General features: G+C 71.5%; 12 protein-coding genes. 2 read left to right on the forward strand and 10 right to left on the reverse strand.

Annotation, left to right across the window (positions count from 1 at the left end; translation table 11 throughout):
- From ABZ297_RS29105 to ABZ297_RS29120, 4 genes are all read right to left on the reverse strand, one after another.
- Positions 1 to 945 (reverse strand): alpha/beta hydrolase (locus ABZ297_RS29105; RefSeq protein ID WP_355352229.1); only part of this gene is annotated, 945 nt, incomplete at its 3' end.
- Positions 942 to 2,213, reverse strand: coding sequence for an MFS transporter (locus ABZ297_RS29110; RefSeq protein WP_355352232.1), 1,272 nt, complete (start codon positions 2,211 to 2,213; stop codon positions 942 to 944). The genes ABZ297_RS29110 and ABZ297_RS29105, both read right to left, overlap by 4 nt.
- A gap of 58 nt (positions 2,214 to 2,271) precedes the next feature.
- Positions 2,272 to 4,131 (reverse strand): GAF domain-containing protein, encoded by a 1,860-nt coding sequence (locus ABZ297_RS29115; RefSeq protein ID WP_355352235.1) that lies wholly within the window; start codon positions 4,129 to 4,131, stop codon positions 2,272 to 2,274.
- Positions 4,132 to 4,213: 82 nt separating this feature from the next.
- A complete protein-coding gene (locus ABZ297_RS29120; protein WP_355352238.1) occupies positions 4,214 to 4,966 on the reverse strand; it encodes a 3-hydroxybutyrate dehydrogenase in 753 nt (250 codons plus the stop codon).
- 287 nt (positions 4,967 to 5,253) lie between these two features.
- Here ABZ297_RS29120 and trpD point away from each other — a divergent pair, with 287 nt between their 5' ends.
- Entirely contained in the window at positions 5,254 to 6,291 is a 1,038-nt protein-coding gene (gene trpD / locus ABZ297_RS29125; RefSeq protein ID WP_355352241.1) for an anthranilate phosphoribosyltransferase, read from the forward strand.
- Here trpD and ABZ297_RS29130 read toward each other — a convergent pair.
- The 4 genes from ABZ297_RS29130 to ABZ297_RS29145 all read right to left on the reverse strand — a co-directional run bounded on the left by ABZ297_RS29130 (position 6,288) and on the right by ABZ297_RS29145 (position 11,092).
- The gene (locus ABZ297_RS29130) at positions 6,288 to 7,688 is read right to left on the reverse strand and encodes a class II fumarate hydratase (protein ID WP_355352244.1); all 1,401 of its coding nucleotides are present in this window, start codon (positions 7,686 to 7,688) and stop codon (positions 6,288 to 6,290) included. The two genes, trpD and ABZ297_RS29130, sit on opposite strands and share 4 nt — an antisense overlap.
- Positions 7,689 to 7,717: 29 nt before the next feature.
- The gene (locus ABZ297_RS29135) at positions 7,718 to 9,268 is read right to left on the reverse strand and encodes a protein kinase (RefSeq protein ID WP_355352247.1); all 1,551 of its coding nucleotides are present in this window, start codon (positions 9,266 to 9,268) and stop codon (positions 7,718 to 7,720) included.
- A gap of 35 nt (positions 9,269 to 9,303) precedes the next feature.
- A complete protein-coding gene (locus tag ABZ297_RS29140) occupies positions 9,304 to 10,413 on the reverse strand; it encodes a serine/threonine-protein kinase (protein ID WP_355352250.1) in 1,110 nt (369 codons plus the stop codon).
- A 70-nt stretch (positions 10,414 to 10,483) separates the two neighbouring features.
- Positions 10,484 to 11,092 (reverse strand): superoxide dismutase, encoded by a 609-nt coding sequence (locus ABZ297_RS29145; protein ID WP_350807511.1) that lies wholly within the window; start codon positions 11,090 to 11,092, stop codon positions 10,484 to 10,486.
- 532 nt (positions 11,093 to 11,624) lie between these two features.
- Between ABZ297_RS29145 and ABZ297_RS29150 the strand changes: the two genes are divergently transcribed.
- Positions 11,625 to 11,813 carry a DUF5999 family protein gene (locus ABZ297_RS29150; protein ID WP_355352253.1) on the forward strand — a complete coding sequence of 63 codons (189 nt, stop codon included), beginning with the start codon at positions 11,625 to 11,627 and terminating at the stop codon, positions 11,811 to 11,813.
- A gap of 81 nt (positions 11,814 to 11,894) precedes the next feature.
- On the opposite strand, the gene ABZ297_RS29155 is transcribed toward ABZ297_RS29150, so the two are convergent.
- A complete protein-coding gene (locus tag ABZ297_RS29155) occupies positions 11,895 to 13,547 on the reverse strand; it encodes a fumarate hydratase (RefSeq protein ID WP_355352328.1) in 1,653 nt (550 codons plus the stop codon).
- A 25-nt stretch (positions 13,548 to 13,572) separates the two neighbouring features.
- A complete protein-coding gene (locus ABZ297_RS29160; protein WP_355352256.1) occupies positions 13,573 to 14,505 on the reverse strand; it encodes a DMT family transporter in 933 nt (310 codons plus the stop codon).
- Positions 14,506 to 14,554 lie beyond the last annotated feature (49 nt).

Raw genomic sequence — 14,554 nt, forward strand, 5'->3', positions numbered from 1 at the left:
GTCTTGGTGTGGGCTGGGGCCCCCCTCGCCTCCCCCGCCCTCAGGGTCGCGGCCGAACCGCTCATGGCCGGCCGTGGTGGGGCTCACCTTGGGGGGGGCGGTGGGGCCGGGCCAACCGGCCACCACGCCGAGCGCGCCCAGGTGGGCCAGGTCGAACAGGGAGGTGTCGGAGACGATCACGTCGTCGGCGCCCCTGATCCACAGGATCGGCGGCTTGGGGTCGATCTCGTGCAGGTCGTCCAGCCGGAAGTTGGTCGGGGCGATGGCGTTCAGCACGCCGCGCTTGCCGGGCGACACGCCGGGCCACTCGGCCGACCCCGCGGCGTCGCCGGGGTAGTTGGCCTCGCCGACGTGCGTGGTGAGCATCGACCGGACGTAGAAGCCCTCGTCGGGGACGGGGTTCTTGACGTAGGAGCTGCGGAAGACCGACAGCGGGGAGGTCGGCGCTTCGGCGGAGACGTCGCCCGCGCTCAGCCGGGCCACGAAGTCGGGGTTGGCGGCGCCCGCGCCCGCGCCCGTCCCGTCGGGGTGCGTGAGGCGGCCGTCGGCGCCCTCGGTCCCGCCGAACCCGTACGGCGAGATGGGGTTGACCAGGGTGACGGACCTGACGGCCGCGGGGCGGTCGCGCAGCATCTGCAGCACGACGCCGCCGCCCAGGCTCCACCCGACCAGGTGGACGCCGTCCAGCTCCAGCGCGTCCACCAGCTCCAGCACGTCGTCGGAGAAATCGCGCAGCCCGCGCGAGGCGTCGACGGGCGCGGGGTCGGTGCCGCCGAACCCGCGCAGGTCCACTGCGAGCGGCCGGCAGCCCTGCGGGAGGGCGGCCATGCTGTCACGCCAGAAGGCGGCGGACGAGACGTTGCCGTGCACGAACAGGACGGCCTCGCCGCTCCTGCCCTCGACGGTCATGACGTGCTGCGTGAGCCGGGGGGTGGTGACGTTCACGCGTGGATCCTCTCAGCAAGGTCGCGGCCCTGGGTCTCCCTGGCGGCGAAGACCGCGACGAGGGTGAGCACGGCCGCCAGACCGAGGTAGACGGAGATCGGCAGGCTGCTGGAGTAGCTCTTGAGCAGGGCCACCGCGATGATCGGGGCGAGGGCTCCCGCCACGATCGCCGACAGCTGGGCGCCGATCGACACCCCGGTGTAGCGCATCCTCGTCCCGAACAGCTCGGAGAAGAAGGCCGCCTGCGGGCCGTACATCATGCCGTGGAAGAGCAGGCCCACGGTGATGGCGAGCGTGATGGCCAGGAAGTTGCCGGTGTCGACCAGCGGGAAGAACGCGAAGATCCACAGCCCGATCCCGGCGGCGCCCGCCAGGTAGATCGGGCGGCGGCCGATCCGGTCCGACAGCGCGCCCCACATCGGGATCGTCGCGAAGTGGATGGCCGAGGCGATGAGCACGGCGTTGAGCACGGTGGAGTTGTCGAGCTTGTTGGTCTTGGCGTAGGTGATGACGAAGACCGTGAGCAGGTAGAAGGAGATGTTCTCCGCCAGCCTGGCACCGATCGCGGTGATCACGTCCCGCCAGTGGTGGCGCAGCACGCCCACGATCGGCGCGGTCTCCACCGGCTCGGCCTGCTGGAACACCGGCGACTCGGTGATCGACAGCCGGATCCACAGGCCGATCAGCACCAGCACGCCCGACAGCAGGAACGGGACCCGCCAGCCCCAGGCGAGGAACGCCTCGTCCGACTGCCATGCGGCCAGCGCCGCCAGCACGCCGGTGGCCAGCAGGTTGCCGCCGGGCGCGCCCGCCTGCGGCCAGGAGGCCCAGAAGCCGCGCCGCCTCGCCTCGCCGTGCTCGGAGACGATCAGCACCGCGCCGCCCCACTCGCCGCCGAGCGCGAAGCCCTGCACCAGCCGGAGCGTGGTCAGCAGCAGCGGGGCCGCCGCGCCGACGCCCGCGTAGGTGGGCAGGCAGCCGATGAGGAAGGTGGCCGCGCCCATCGTCAGCAGGCTGACGACCAGCAGTGTCTTGCGGCCGAGCCGGTCGCCGAAGTGGCCGAAGACCAGGCCGCCGAGCGGGCGGGCGATGAATCCGACGGCGTAGGTGAGGAACGCCAGCAGCGTCCCGGTGAGCGGGTCGGCGTCGGGGAAGAAGAGCTTGTTGAACACCAGGGCGGCTGCCGAGCCGTACAGGAAGAAGTCGTACCACTCGATGGTGGTGCCGATCAGGCTCGCGGCGACGATCTTCTTGATGGAAGTGGCCATGCCGGTCACGCTAGGGAGTGACCGGCGTCACTCATATGGGGCCGGAGCCCACAGTCTGTCAGGTGGATGTGTGGCCGAGCCGGTGCAGCCGGAGGGCGAGCTGGATCTCCAGGGCCCGCTCCGGCTCCTGCCAGCCGTCGCCGAGCAGCTTGCCGACGCGGTCGAGGCGCTGGGTGACGGTGTTGACGTGGATGTGCATGGCCTCGGCGGTCCGCGAGGGCGAAGCGCCCGAGCCGAAGTAGGCCGCGAGGGTGCCGGCCAGCGCCGTGCCCCTGCGCGCGTCGTAGTCGATCACCGGGCCGAGCACCGAGGTGACGAAGCCCGTCACGTCCCGTCCGTCGCCGATCAGCAGGCCGACGAAGCCCAGCTCGGACGCGCTCGCGCCGTCTCCCACGCGGCCCAGCGCGTTGAGCGCCTCGGCGCAGCGCCGAGCCTCCAGGTAGGCGGTCCCGACCCCTGCGGTGCCGTTCCCCGACGCCCTCGACGCGCCCGCCGTGGCGGGGCTGTGCAGGGACGCGGTCAGGTCGGCGGCCACGCGGCGAGCCGCGGCGCCCGCGTCCTGCCCCGGCAGCAGCAGAACCACCTCGCCGGCCCTGGCGGCGGCGAGCCCGTGGCGGAGCGCGGCCTGGGAGGAGGCCCAGAAAGCGGCGCGCTCGCGCTGCCCGTCGTGCCTGACCACCACCACGATGTGCGGCGCGGACAGGTCGACGCCCAGCCTGCGCGCCCGGTCGGCCAGCCCCGGCGAGCCGGGCCGGGAGATCAGGTCGTCGAGCAGCTCGCCGCGCACCCGGCCCTCCGCCTCCGCGACGCTCCTGCGGAACAGCAGCAGCAGCGCGCACACCAGCGCGGCGCGCTCCAGGATGCGCTCGTCGGCGTCGTCGCTGCGCAGGATCAGCGTGCACAGCGGCTCCCCGCCGACGTCCACGGACGCGATCAGCAGGTCCGCCCTGCGTACGGTGCGGCCGAGCGCCCGCGACGCCTGGGCGGCCTCGAACACGCCCGCGTCCAGCTCGCCCACGCTGCCGCCGAGCGGCCCGTTGATCGGCCTGCCCAGGTCGTCGAGGACGGCCAGCGAGCCGCCGAGCACGTCGGTCACCACGGCGGCCACGTCCTCGATGCCGCCGCCGCGCAGCACCAGCGAGGTCATCCTGTCGTGGGCGAGCGCGGCCCGTTCGACGGCGTCGCCGTGCTCCCTGGCGGTGCGGTGCGCGGCCGACAGCTCCTCCAGCGCGTTCCTCGTCTCCTGGAGCAGCCTGGCGTTGTCGATCGCGACCGACGCGTGCGCCGCCAGGCTGGCCAGCAGCGACACCTCCTCCTGGTGGAACGGCCTGGCGCTGCGGTTCGCCGCGAACAGCACGCCGATCACCCGCTGGCCCAGCCGCAGCGGCACGCCCAGGATCGCGACCAGGCCCTCCTCCTCGACGGCCTCGTCGATGTGGCTCTTGTGCCGGAAGCGGGCGTCGGCGAAGTAGTCGGCCGTCGAGTACGGTGTCGCCGTCTGCGCCACCAGCCCGCCCAGCCCCGCCCCCATGGCCAGCCTCAGCGTCCGGAACTTGGCCGAGATCGAGCCGTCGGTGACCTGCATGTAGGTGTCGCCCCTGGCGGGGTCGTGCAGGGTGAGGTAGGCGGTGTCGGTCGCCAGCAGCTGCCTGGCGCGGTGCACGATCGCCTCCAGCACCGCGTCGAGGTCGCGCAGCGCCGACAGGTCGCCGGCCGTGTCGTACAGCGCCGACAGCTCGGCCTCGCGCCTGGCCCTGCGTTTCAGCAGCGCCCGCACCTGCAGCGCCTCGACCTTGGCCTTCTCCAGCTCCTCGATCGTCGCGGGGTCGGCGCCCTCGGCCCTGGCCTGGATGATCGGCCCCTCGAACTCCACCGCCGAGGCCTCCCGGGCGAGCAGTTCCAGGAAGCGCCTGCTCATGGCCTCACTCCGTGAGGCGGGCTCGGTCGCCGGATGCCGCCGCCTTCCCCCGTCGCTCTGGTCGCTGCGCTCCCTCGCACCACTAGCGCGCCGTCCAGCCGCCGTCTACGGGCAGCGACACGCCGGTGATGAACGACCCGCTCGGCCCGCACAGATAGGCGACCAGCTCGGCCACCTCCTCCGGCTCGATCAGCCGCTTGACGGCCGCGGGTTCCAGCATGATGTCCTCGACCACCTGCTCGGGCGGGATGCCGTGCACCTTGGCCTGGTCGGCGATCTGCCCCTCCACCAGCTCGGTCCGGACGTAGGCGGGGCACACGCAGGTGGACGTCACGCCGTGCGCCGCCCCTTCGAGCGCCAGCACCTTGGACAGGCCCTCCAGCGCGTGCTTGGCCGTCGTGTAGGCCGACTTGTACGGCGAAGCCCGCAGCCCGTGCACCGACGAGATGTTGACGATCCGGCCCCAGCCTCTGCCGTACATCCCCGGCAGGACGTGCCGGGCGATCAGGAACGGCGCCTCGACCATGACCCTGAGCATGGCGGAGAACACCTCGGGCGGGAACTCCTCGACCGGCGCCACGTGCTGGAACCCGGCGTTGTTCACCACGATGTCCACCGGCCCGTCAGGCAGCCGCTCCAGGAAGCCCGGCTCGCCCAGATCGGCCACCACGGGCAGCCCGCCGATCTCGGCGGCCACCTTCTCGGCCGGCTCCGCCCTCCGGTCCACTACCAGCACCTTCGCCCCGTCGGCGGCCAGCCGTCTCGCGCACGCGGCCCCGATCCCGCCCCCGGCCCCCGTCACCAGCGCAGTCCGCCCAGTCAGCTCCTTCGCCATGCTCCGACCCTAGGCGGTCGCGAGGCATGGACGCATGGGTGTGGGCGACATAGATCTTCGCCGTCCTATGTGGTCTTCGCCGGATGGCCCACCCGGGGTCGGTCTGCTCAGGCGCCTGCTACGGTTGGCCCATGAACGCGTTCGCGTACTCGTGGTGGCCCGCCTCCTAGGCGGTCTCACCGGCGCACGCGCATCCCGGCCGCCTCGACGAGGCGGCCGTTGGCATTTCCGGGCGTCCCGTCGGGCATCTCAGACAAAGTCGAGCACCTCAGACGAAAGGGCGCCACGTGACAACCTGGCCAGCACTGCTCAGCACGCTCCTCGACGGCGCATCGCTCACCTCCCACCAGGCCTCCTGGGCCATGGGGGAGATCATGTCCGGCGCGGCGAGCGACGCCCAGATCGCCGCCTTCGCCGTCGCCCTGCGGGCCAAGGGCGAGACCGTGGCGGAGGTGGCCGGGCTCGCCGACGGCATGCTCGCCCGGTCGGCGGCGATCCGGATCCCCGGCGACCCAGTGGACCTCGTCGGCACGGGCGGCGACCGCGCGAACACGGTCAACGTCTCGACCATGGCGGCCATCGTCGCGGCGGCGGCCGGGGCCAAGGTGGTCAAGCACGGTGGAAGGTCGGCGTCCTCGTCGGCGGGCGCGGCGGACGTCCTGGAGGAGCTCGGCGTCCGGATCGACCTGTCCGCGGCGGGCGTGGCGCGGGTGGCCGAGGAGGCGGGGATCACGTTCCTGTTCGCCCCCACCTTCCACCCAGCGTTCAAACGGACGTCGAGGCCGCGCCGCGAACTCGGGGTCCCCACGGTCTTCAACTTCCTCGGGCCGCTCACCAACCCCGCGCTACCGGCGGCGCAGGCGGTGGGCACCTTCCACCCGCGCATGGCCGAGGTGATCGCCGGCGTCCTCGCCGAACGCGGCGGCTCGTCCCTGGTCTTCCACGGCGACGACGGCCTGGACGAACTGACCACCACGGGCCCCTCGACGGTCTGGGTGGTGCGCCGGGGAAGGGCCACCCGGACTCGGTTCGACCCGGCCGACCTGTCCATTCCCCCGGCCACCGTCGAGGCTCTCAGGGGCGGCGACGCCCGGCACAACGCCGAGGTGGCCCGCGCCATGCTGGCGGGCAGGCCGGGCCCGGTGCGCGAGATCGTCCTGCTGAACGCGGCGGCCGCCCTGGTGTCCGCTGACGGCGCCCCGCCCCCGGCCGAGCTCACCGCCGCCCTGGCGGACGCCCGCAAGCGCGCCGCCGACGCCGTCGACTCCGGAGCCGCGGCCGCCCTCCTGGACCGCTGGAGCCTCGCCACCCAGCGCGCCGCCTAGTCCCGCGACTGCCGGGGCCGCGTCATCGACATCACGTCGAGGAGGTCGTCGAGCTGGGCTTCCGTGACCTTGCCCGAGGCCACGTGCCCGCGCTCGACGACCACCTCGCGGATCGTCCTGCGCTCCTTCAGCGCCTGCTTCGCCACCTCGGCCGCCTCCTCGTAGCCGAGGTACCTGTTCAGCGGCGTGACGATCGACGGCGACGACTCGGCGTACTCCCGCAGCCGCTCCACGTTCGCCGTGATGCCCGACACGCACCGGTCCGCGAGCAGCCGTGAGACGTTCGCCAGCAGCCGGATCGACTCCAGGATGTTGCGCGCGATCACCGGGAGCTGCACGTTCAACTCGAAGCTGCCCGAGGCCCCCGCGAACGTGATGGCCGCGTCGTTGCCGATGACCTGCGCCGCCACCATCGCCGTGGCCTCGGGGATCACCGGGTTGACCTTGCCGGGCATGATGGACGAGCCGGGCTGCAGATCGGGCAGGTTGATCTCGCCGAGCCCCGCGCGGGGGCCCGAGCCCATCCAGCGGAGGTCGTTGGCGATCTTGTTGAGCGAGACGGCCACCACCTTGAGCTGGCCCGACAGCTCGACGATGGAGTCCTGGGCGCCCTGCGCCTCGAAGTGGTCCAGCGCCTCGCGGAAGGAGATGCCGGTCGCCTCCCGCAGCTTCGCGATCGCCTTCTCCGCGAACCCGGGCGGCGTGTTGATGCCGGTGCCCACCGCGGTGCCGCCCAGCGGCAGCTCAAGCACGTGCCCCAGCGCCGACTTCACGCGTACCGCGCCGTGCTCCACCTGCGAGGCGTACCCGCCGAACTCCTGGCCGAGCGTCACCGGGGTGGCGTCCATCAGGTGGGTCCGCCCGGACTTCACCACCCCGTCGAACTGGATCGCCTTGGCCCGCAGCGTCGCCGCCAGGTGTTCCAGAGAGGGCAGCAGGTGGTAGGCCACCTCCGTCGCCGCGGCCACGTGAATCGAGGTCGGGAAGACGTCGTTGGACGACTGTGACGCGTTCACGTGGTCGTTCGGGTGCACGGGACGGCCCAGCCGCTCCTGGGCCAGTGTCGCGATCACCTCGTTGGCGTTCATGTTCGACGAGGTGCCCGAGCCGGTCTGGAAGACGTCGATCGGGAAGTCCGCGTCGTGCTCGTTGTCGGCGACGTCCGCGGCGGCCTGCGCGATCGCCTCGGCCATGTCCTTGTCGATCACGCCGAGCTCCGCGTTGACCTCCGCGGCTACCGCCTTGATCAGCCCGAGCGCGGCGATGTGCGACGGTTCCAGCGGCCGTCCTGAGATCGGGAAGTTCTCCACGGCCCGCTGGGTCTGAGCACGCCACCTGGCCCCGGCAGGGACGCGGACCTCGCCCATCGAGTCATGCTCGATTCTGAACTCGCTCATGCCTCCCAGTCTGGCCCACACCTTGTGGATCAGCCGGAAATGATCGCCACGATCAGGATGGCGATCACCACGGCCGCGCCCGCCGCCACGCCCATGAGCACGAGCATGCCGTTGCGGTTGCCGCCGTCACGCTGCTCCGGCTGCCCGGCGATGGCGAACAGGTCGGTTCCCAGGCCCTTCGGGACGGGCAGGTCGGGCATCATCGGCTGCGGCATGGGAGGCGACATCGGCGGCGCGGGCAGCGGGTAGACCTGCTGGCCCGGCGACCCGTTCTGCGGCAGCGGCACACGCCTGGTGGTGACGGCCCCCTCGTCGCCCGTCCGCTGCTGAGGCGGCGGCTGGGGCGGCCTTGCCTGCGGGGGCGCCGGCTGGGGCGGCGCGCCGCGCTGCGCCATCCCCTTCGGGATGGGCGTTTTGGGACGCGCCACGGTGATCGTCTGCTCGGGGTCATACGGCTGGGGAGCGGCTCCAGGGTCGAACGCCCCGGCGGGGGACACGCCCCCCTGGGCAGGGCCGAACGCCCCGGCGGGAACCCCGCTCGACGGGGCCGAGCCGAACGCCCCGGCGCGGGGCACGCCACCCTGAGGTCCTGCCGCGGGTGGCCGGGAGCCCGGCGCGCCCCTCATCGGGCCGGTGGCGGCGGGACCGCCCTTGGAGACGGGGGAGGACGGGACGCCGGGCGCCGCGTCCTTCGCGTTGGGCACGGGTGGCTCCTGCTTGTTGGATGCCTCGACGTTGATCACCGGCATCTCGCTCGTGGGCGTGTCGGCGACCATCCGCAGCATGGTCTCGGCCTGGGCGGCGCCCAGCCGTTGCCGGTAGTCCTTGTTCAGCAGCCCGGTCAGGACCGGCCGCAGCTGGCCGGCCTGGGTGGGCGGGTCGGCGTTCTCGCTCAGCAGCGCCGCCAGCGTCTCGGCGATCGTGGCCCGCTCGTACGCGGGACGCCCCTCGACGGCGAAGTACAGCGTCGCGCCCAGCGACCAGACGTCGGACTCGGGCCCGGTGTACTCGCCCCTGGCCCGCTCGGGCGCCGTGTACCCGGGGGACCCGATGACCATGCCGGTCTTGGTGAGCCTGGAGTCGCCCTCGGCCTTGGCGATGCCGAAGTCGGTCAGCACCACACGCCCGCTCTCGGTGATCAGCACGTTGCCCGGCTTCACGTCGCGGTGCGTGATGCCCGCCGCGTGCGCCGCGCGCAACGCGCCGAGCAGGTCCACGCCGATCTCCGCGACCAGCCGGGGCGGCAGCGGCCCCTCCTCGTCGATGACCTGCTCCAGCGAGCGGGCCTCGACCAGCTCCATGATGATCCACGGGCTGTTGTTCTGGATGATCACGTCGTGAATGGCGGCGACGGCCGGATGGCTGATCCGTGCGGCGAGGCGCCCCTCGCGGACCATGCGTTCCCGCAGTTCGCCGCGCTGCTCTTCGGTCAGGCCAGGGTCCTGGCGGATTTCCTTGACCGCTACCTCGCGCCCCAGGGCGCGGTCGCGGGCGCGCCACACGGTGCCCATGGTCCCCCGACCGAGCGGTGCGATCAGCTCGTAGCGATCCGCGAGCAGGCGTTTCTGCTGTTCCGGCATGAGACGACGATATCGATTCTCGGTTGGGAAGTGCTTTACCCTCGCTTGCGAAGGTCCTTGGGCCAGAACCTTCGCGGAAGGCACAACTTTATCACCGTCGCCTTGAAACGGGCGTAAGTGGACGGGGTTGGCCTGGGTTCGACCCGCTTCCTGTGGACGCCCTCGCCCGGCCTGCGTTCCTGCCGGGGCGGGGGCACCGCCATCGTCGCCGTGGTGCTCTCGGCCCGGTGCAGGCCCCGGTGCGACGGCCTGCGGGCGAACGACGGCGTCGTGATCGCCGGTGCCGTCCGCCCAGGCTTGCGCGGCGTCAGCGGCTCCTCGGCGGAACCACCCGCCGCCACCCGCGCGAGCAGCAGCGAGGCGCGGACGGAGTCGAGCCGTGTCTGCGGGTCGATGCGCAGCAGCGCGTCGAGCACCGGCGCGAGCGGGCCCGCCTTGGTCATCGGGATCGGCTCGCCGCTCGTCAGGGCGGCCAGCGCGGCGGCCGCCGTGCGCCGCCCGTGCAGGCCCCGCCCCTCCACGGCGGTGTAGAGGGTCGCGCCCAACGACCACAGGTCGGCCGCGGGGCTGGCCTTCGCGCCGAGGACCCGCTCGGGCGCGATGTACCCGGCCGAGCCGAGCACGATGCCCGCCTGCGTGATCGAGACGTCGCCCTCCAGCGCGGCCAGCCCGAAGTCGGTGAGCACCGCGCGGTCCTCTGTCACCAGCACGTTGCTGGGCTTCACGTCGCGGTGCAGGATCCCCTTGGCGTGGACGGCGCGCAGCGCCCCGAGGATCTGCCGCCCGATCTCGGCGGCCTTGCGTGGGTGCAGCGGGCCGCCCTCCTGGATGAGCTGCTCCAGGGACCTGGCCTGGAGCAGCTCCATCACGATCCACGGCCGGTCGTCCTCGGTGACCACGTCGAACACCGTGATGACCGAGGGGTGCGCGACCATCGCGGTGGCCCGGCCCTCGCGCTCGGTCCGGTGGCACAGCTCGGCGCGCAGCTCCTCGTCGAGGACGGCGGGCAGCCGTACCTCCTTGACCGCGACGTCGCGGTCGAGCAGCTCGTCGTGCGCCCGCCAAACGGTGCCCATGCCGCCGCGTCCAACCGGTTCCAAAAGCCGGTAGCGCGCGGCGAGTAGGTAACCGGAAGGCGCACGCATGCCTGGCAGCTTACCTATTTGTGTAAACCGACCAGTAGAGGCGGGGCCGATAAAATGTTGCGAACTTAAGTCAACCCGTCTGACTCGTCACGTCAGCAAAGCGCCTGGCCACATCGGTCCAGTTGACCAAGCCCCACAGCTTCTCGACATAGTCCGGGCGCACGTTACGGTACTGCAAGTAGTAGGCGTGCTCCCAGGCGTCGAATACGAGCAGGGGAGTGGTGTTCATGCCGATGTTGCCGTGGTGGTCGTAGACCTGCTCGACGACGAGCCTGCGGCTCAGCGGCTCCCAGGCCAGCACGCCCCAGCCGGAGCCCTGCACCGACGCCGTGGCCGTGGTGAGCTGCCGCTGGAACGCCTCGAACGTGCCGAAGTGCTCGTCGATGGCGTCCCTCAGCGCTCCGTCGGGCCGGTCGCCGCCGTCGGGTGAGAGGTTCTCCCAGAAGATCGAGTGCAGCACGTGGCCCGACAGGTTGAACGCGAACGTCTTCTCCAGCCCCACGAGGTTGCCGAAGTCGCCTCCGTCGCGGGCCTCGGCGAGCCGGTCCAGGGTGTCGTTGGCGCCCTTGACGTAGGCGGCGTGGTGCTTGGCGTGGTGCAGCTCCAGGATCTCGCCGGTGATGGCGGGCTCAAGGGCGGCGTAGTCGTAGGGCATGTCAGGAAGGGTGTACTTCCCCATGGTGTCCTCCTCGTCGATCTCTGCGACCTCGACACTATTGCAACAAGTTCGCAACTGCATCAGCCTTGCGACCTAGGTCCACGACAGGGCAGTCTGGGGTTGTCAGTAAGGTCCCGGGTCCGCGCGGGTGGCGACGGCCGCCCGCGCGGACGCCGTTCAGGGGGCAGGGAAGATCGCCGAACCGCAGGTCGGGGCGGATACGCGGTGCGCGGCAAGGTCGCTGACAAACGGATCCGTGGATTTCGTCAGCAAGTTGTAAGGACCTGGTAAGGCTGCGGAGGCAAGGTGGTGAGTAAGGAAAATCAACCGCCCCCCAGGGAAGCCGCCAAAGCGTCAGTAGCGGGCGTCAGAATGGGGACAAGCGTCACAGGAACCGAAGACCGCCGAGACTTCGTTGAGGGACGTGATGAGATGCGCCAGACACAGGTTCGCCGCCGGCCGCAGAAGCCGACAGGGGCCACTCTGGATCTCCGCACGCCGTCAGGGCGAAAGCTGCCCTTCTAGGAATCCAGCGTCATCTGCGAGGTGCGCGATGTGTAGTCACACCCCCACCTGTCCGACCGCCTACTCCGCCGACCGTGAGGCGTCGCACGTGATCTCGTCCCACCCCGACCAGGGGTGGAGCCTCCTCTGCAACGGCATCGTGCTGTTCGAGGACACCGGCCTGCTGCTGCCCGACGGCTCCGTCGTCGCGCCGCACCGGGCGCCGGTGGCCGCCTGAGCACGAGGCCGTCGCCGGCCGACGGGTACCGGCCGGTGCCGGGCGACGTGATCGCCCACCCGGCACCCTCCGGGAGCCCGTCTACCTACGGCCGACAGAGAGCACCGGGCCCGTGCGGTCGGTGAAGAAGTCGTCGCCCTTGTCGTCGACGACGATGAACGCGGGGAAGTCCTCGACCTCGATCTTCCACACCGCCTCCATGCCGAGTTCCGGGTACTCCAGCAACTCCACCTTCTTGATGCAGTCCTGCGCCAGCCGCGCGCCGGGGCCGCCGATGCTCCCCAGGTAGAAGCCGCCGTACTGCTGGCACGCCTGCGTCACCTGCTTCGACCGGTTGCCCTTGGCGAGCATGACCATCGAGCCGCCCGCCGCCTGGAAGCGTTCGACGTAGGAGTCCATGCGGCCCGCCGTGGTGGGGCCGAAGGAGCCCGACGCGTAGCCCTCGGGCGTCTTGGCGGGGCCCGCGTAGTAGACCGGGTGGTCCTTCAGGTACTGAGGCATCTCGCCGCCGTTGTCGAGCAGCTCGGCGATCTTCGCGTGCGCGATGTCGCGGGCGACGACCAGCGGGCCGCTCAGGGAGAGCCGCGTCTTGACCGGATATTTCGTCAACTGGGCGAGGATCTCCGGCATGGGACGGTTGAGGTCCACCTGGATGACGTCATCCGACAGGTGGGCGTCGGTCGTCTCCGGGAGGAAACGCGCCGGGTCCGTCTCCAGCTTCTCCAGGAAGATGCCCTCCGGCGTGATCTTGGCCAGCGCCTGACGGTCGGCCGAGCACGACACGGCGATCGCCACCGGGCAGGACGCGCCGTGCCGGGGCAGCCGGATGACCCGCACGTCGTGGCAGAAGTACTTGCCCCCGAACTGCGCCCCGATGCCGAGCTTCTGCGTCAGCTCGAACACCTTGGCCTCCATCTCCAGGTCGCGGAACCCGTGCGCGGACGCCGAGCCGGACGTGGGGATCGAGTCGAGGTAGCGGGCGCTGGCGTACTTGGCCGTCTTCAGCGCGTACTCGGCGGACGTGCCGCCCACGACGACCGCCAGGTGGTACGGCGGGCAGGCGGCGGTGCCGAGCGAGCGGATCTTCTCCTCCAGGAAGGCCAGCATCCGCTTCTCGTTCAGCACGGCCTTGGTCTCCTGGTACAGGAACGACTTGTTGGCCGAACCGCCGCCCTTGGCCATGAACAGCAGCTTGTACTCGTCGGGGTGGCCGTGCGGGTCCTCGGCGTAGAGCTCGATCTGGGCGGGCAGGTTGGAGCCCGTGTTCTTCTCCTCCCACATGGTCAGCGGGGCCATCTGGGAGTAGCGCAGGTTCAGCCTGGTGTAGGCGTCGTAGACGCCGCGCGAGACGTGCTCGGCGTCGCGGCCGTCGGTCAGGACGTGCCGGCCGCGCTTGCCCATGACGATCGCGGTGCCGGTGTCCTGGCACATGGGCAGCACGCCGCCGGCCGAGATCGAGGCGTTCTTGAGCAGGTCGAGGGCGACGAAACGGTCGTTGCCGCTGGACTCGGGGTCATCGACGATCTTGCGCAGCTGGGCGAGGTGCGAGGAGCGCAGGAAGTGGGAGATGTCGTGGATCGCCGTCTCGGTGAGCAGCCGCAACGCCTCGGGCTCGACCTCGAGGAACGTCCTCCCCGCTGCTTCGACCCGCCGCACCCCCTCCGTCGTGATCAGCCGATACTCCGTGTCGTCGGCTCCCAGTGGAAGAAGGTCGCTGTAGTCGAACTCGCCCATGTCCATCCTTTCGGTCTCCTAGAGGTTACGCGTCCCGCCGCCCCCTCCCGCCTCCGAGTGGCCTGCGGGCACGGGACGCGCTCAGGCCGACCAGGATGCCCGCGATCACCAGGGCCGCGCCCAGCAGGTCGTACGCGGACGGCGTGGCGACGCCGAGCACCAGGCCGGTGACGATCGCCCCCACCGGGATGAGCCCGGCGAACAGGCCCGCGCGCCCGGGGCCGAGCCTGGGCAGCGAGGAGTACCAGAGGAAGAAGGCCACCACCGTGACCACGACCGCCAGGTAGCCGAAGCCGAGCGACTCGGCGGCCGTCGGCACCCTGAACATGCCCGGGCCCTCCTGCGCCAGCCCGATGGCCGCCAGCATCGGCACGGCCAGCGCCGTCGAGTACGCCGACACCCGGATCGCGCCCAGCTTCGGCAGCAGCGGGATGGCCAGCATGGAGAAGCTGATCTCCCCGATCCAGGCGCCGAGCGCCCACAGCAGGCCGGTCAGGTTGCCGCTGCCGAGGCCGGTGGCCAGCGTCGCGCCCGCCACCACCACGGCCGCCCCGGCCAGCAGCCGTGGCGCGGGCCGCCCCTCGAGCAGCGCCAGGCCCAGCGGGACGGTGCCGAGCACGGTCCCGACCAGGGCGGGGCCGGAGGCGCGGGCCGACTCGACCACGCAGACGTTGAACAGGGCCAGGCCGAGCAGCGCCAGCCCACCGAGCAGCAGGCCTTCGCGCCAGGTCAGCCGGACGAAGCGCAGGCCGAGCGCCCGGGTGACGGCGAGCAGGATGGCCGAGGCCACCAGGTAGCGCACCAGTTGCCCGCCGTACAGCGGGTAGTCCTTGATCAGGCCCGACACGCCCGCCAGCGTCCCGACGACGAACATGGCGGTCGCCGCGCCGGCGACTCCGTTCCCGTTGACCGCGGCGAGCCTGGGGGGCGTGGCTGCGTCGGCGACTGCGTTTCTCATGGCAAGGATGCTAGGGAGACAATGGTTCCCATAAAGGGTCCAATAGCGC

It is taken from the genome of Nonomuraea sp. NPDC005983 (genome assembly GCF_040614375.1).
Classification (GTDB): Bacteria; Actinomycetota; Actinomycetes; order Streptosporangiales; family Streptosporangiaceae; genus Nonomuraea.

What these genes read in the sequence shown, in the direction of transcription:
- ABZ297_RS29110 (WP_355352232.1), bottom strand. Translation starts at nt 2,213, where the DNA reads ATGGCCACTTCCATCAAGAAGATCGTCGCCGCGAGCCTGATCGGCACC.
- ABZ297_RS29115 (WP_355352235.1), bottom strand. Translation starts at nt 4,131, where the DNA reads ATGAGCAGGCGCTTCCTGGAACTGCTCGCCCGGGAGGCCTCGGCGGTG.
- ABZ297_RS29120 (WP_355352238.1), bottom strand. Translation starts at nt 4,966, where the DNA reads ATGGCGAAGGAGCTGACTGGGCGGACTGCGCTGGTGACGGGGGCCGGG.
- ABZ297_RS29130 (WP_355352244.1), bottom strand. Translation starts at nt 7,688, where the DNA reads ATGAGCGAGTTCAGAATCGAGCATGACTCGATGGGCGAGGTCCGCGTC.
- ABZ297_RS29135 (WP_355352247.1), bottom strand. Translation starts at nt 9,268, where the DNA reads ATGCCGGAACAGCAGAAACGCCTGCTCGCGGATCGCTACGAGCTGATC.
- ABZ297_RS29140 (WP_355352250.1), bottom strand. Translation starts at nt 10,413, where the DNA reads ATGCGTGCGCCTTCCGGTTACCTACTCGCCGCGCGCTACCGGCTTTTG.
- ABZ297_RS29145 (WP_350807511.1), bottom strand. Translation starts at nt 11,092, where the DNA reads ATGGGGAAGTACACCCTTCCTGACATGCCCTACGACTACGCCGCCCTT.
- ABZ297_RS29150 (WP_355352253.1), top strand. Translation starts at nt 11,625, where the DNA reads ATGTGTAGTCACACCCCCACCTGTCCGACCGCCTACTCCGCCGACCGT.
- ABZ297_RS29155 (WP_355352328.1), bottom strand. Translation starts at nt 13,547, where the DNA reads ATGGGCGAGTTCGACTACAGCGACCTTCTTCCACTGGGAGCCGACGAC.
- ABZ297_RS29160 (WP_355352256.1), bottom strand. Translation starts at nt 14,505, where the DNA reads ATGAGAAACGCAGTCGCCGACGCAGCCACGCCCCCCAGGCTCGCCGCG.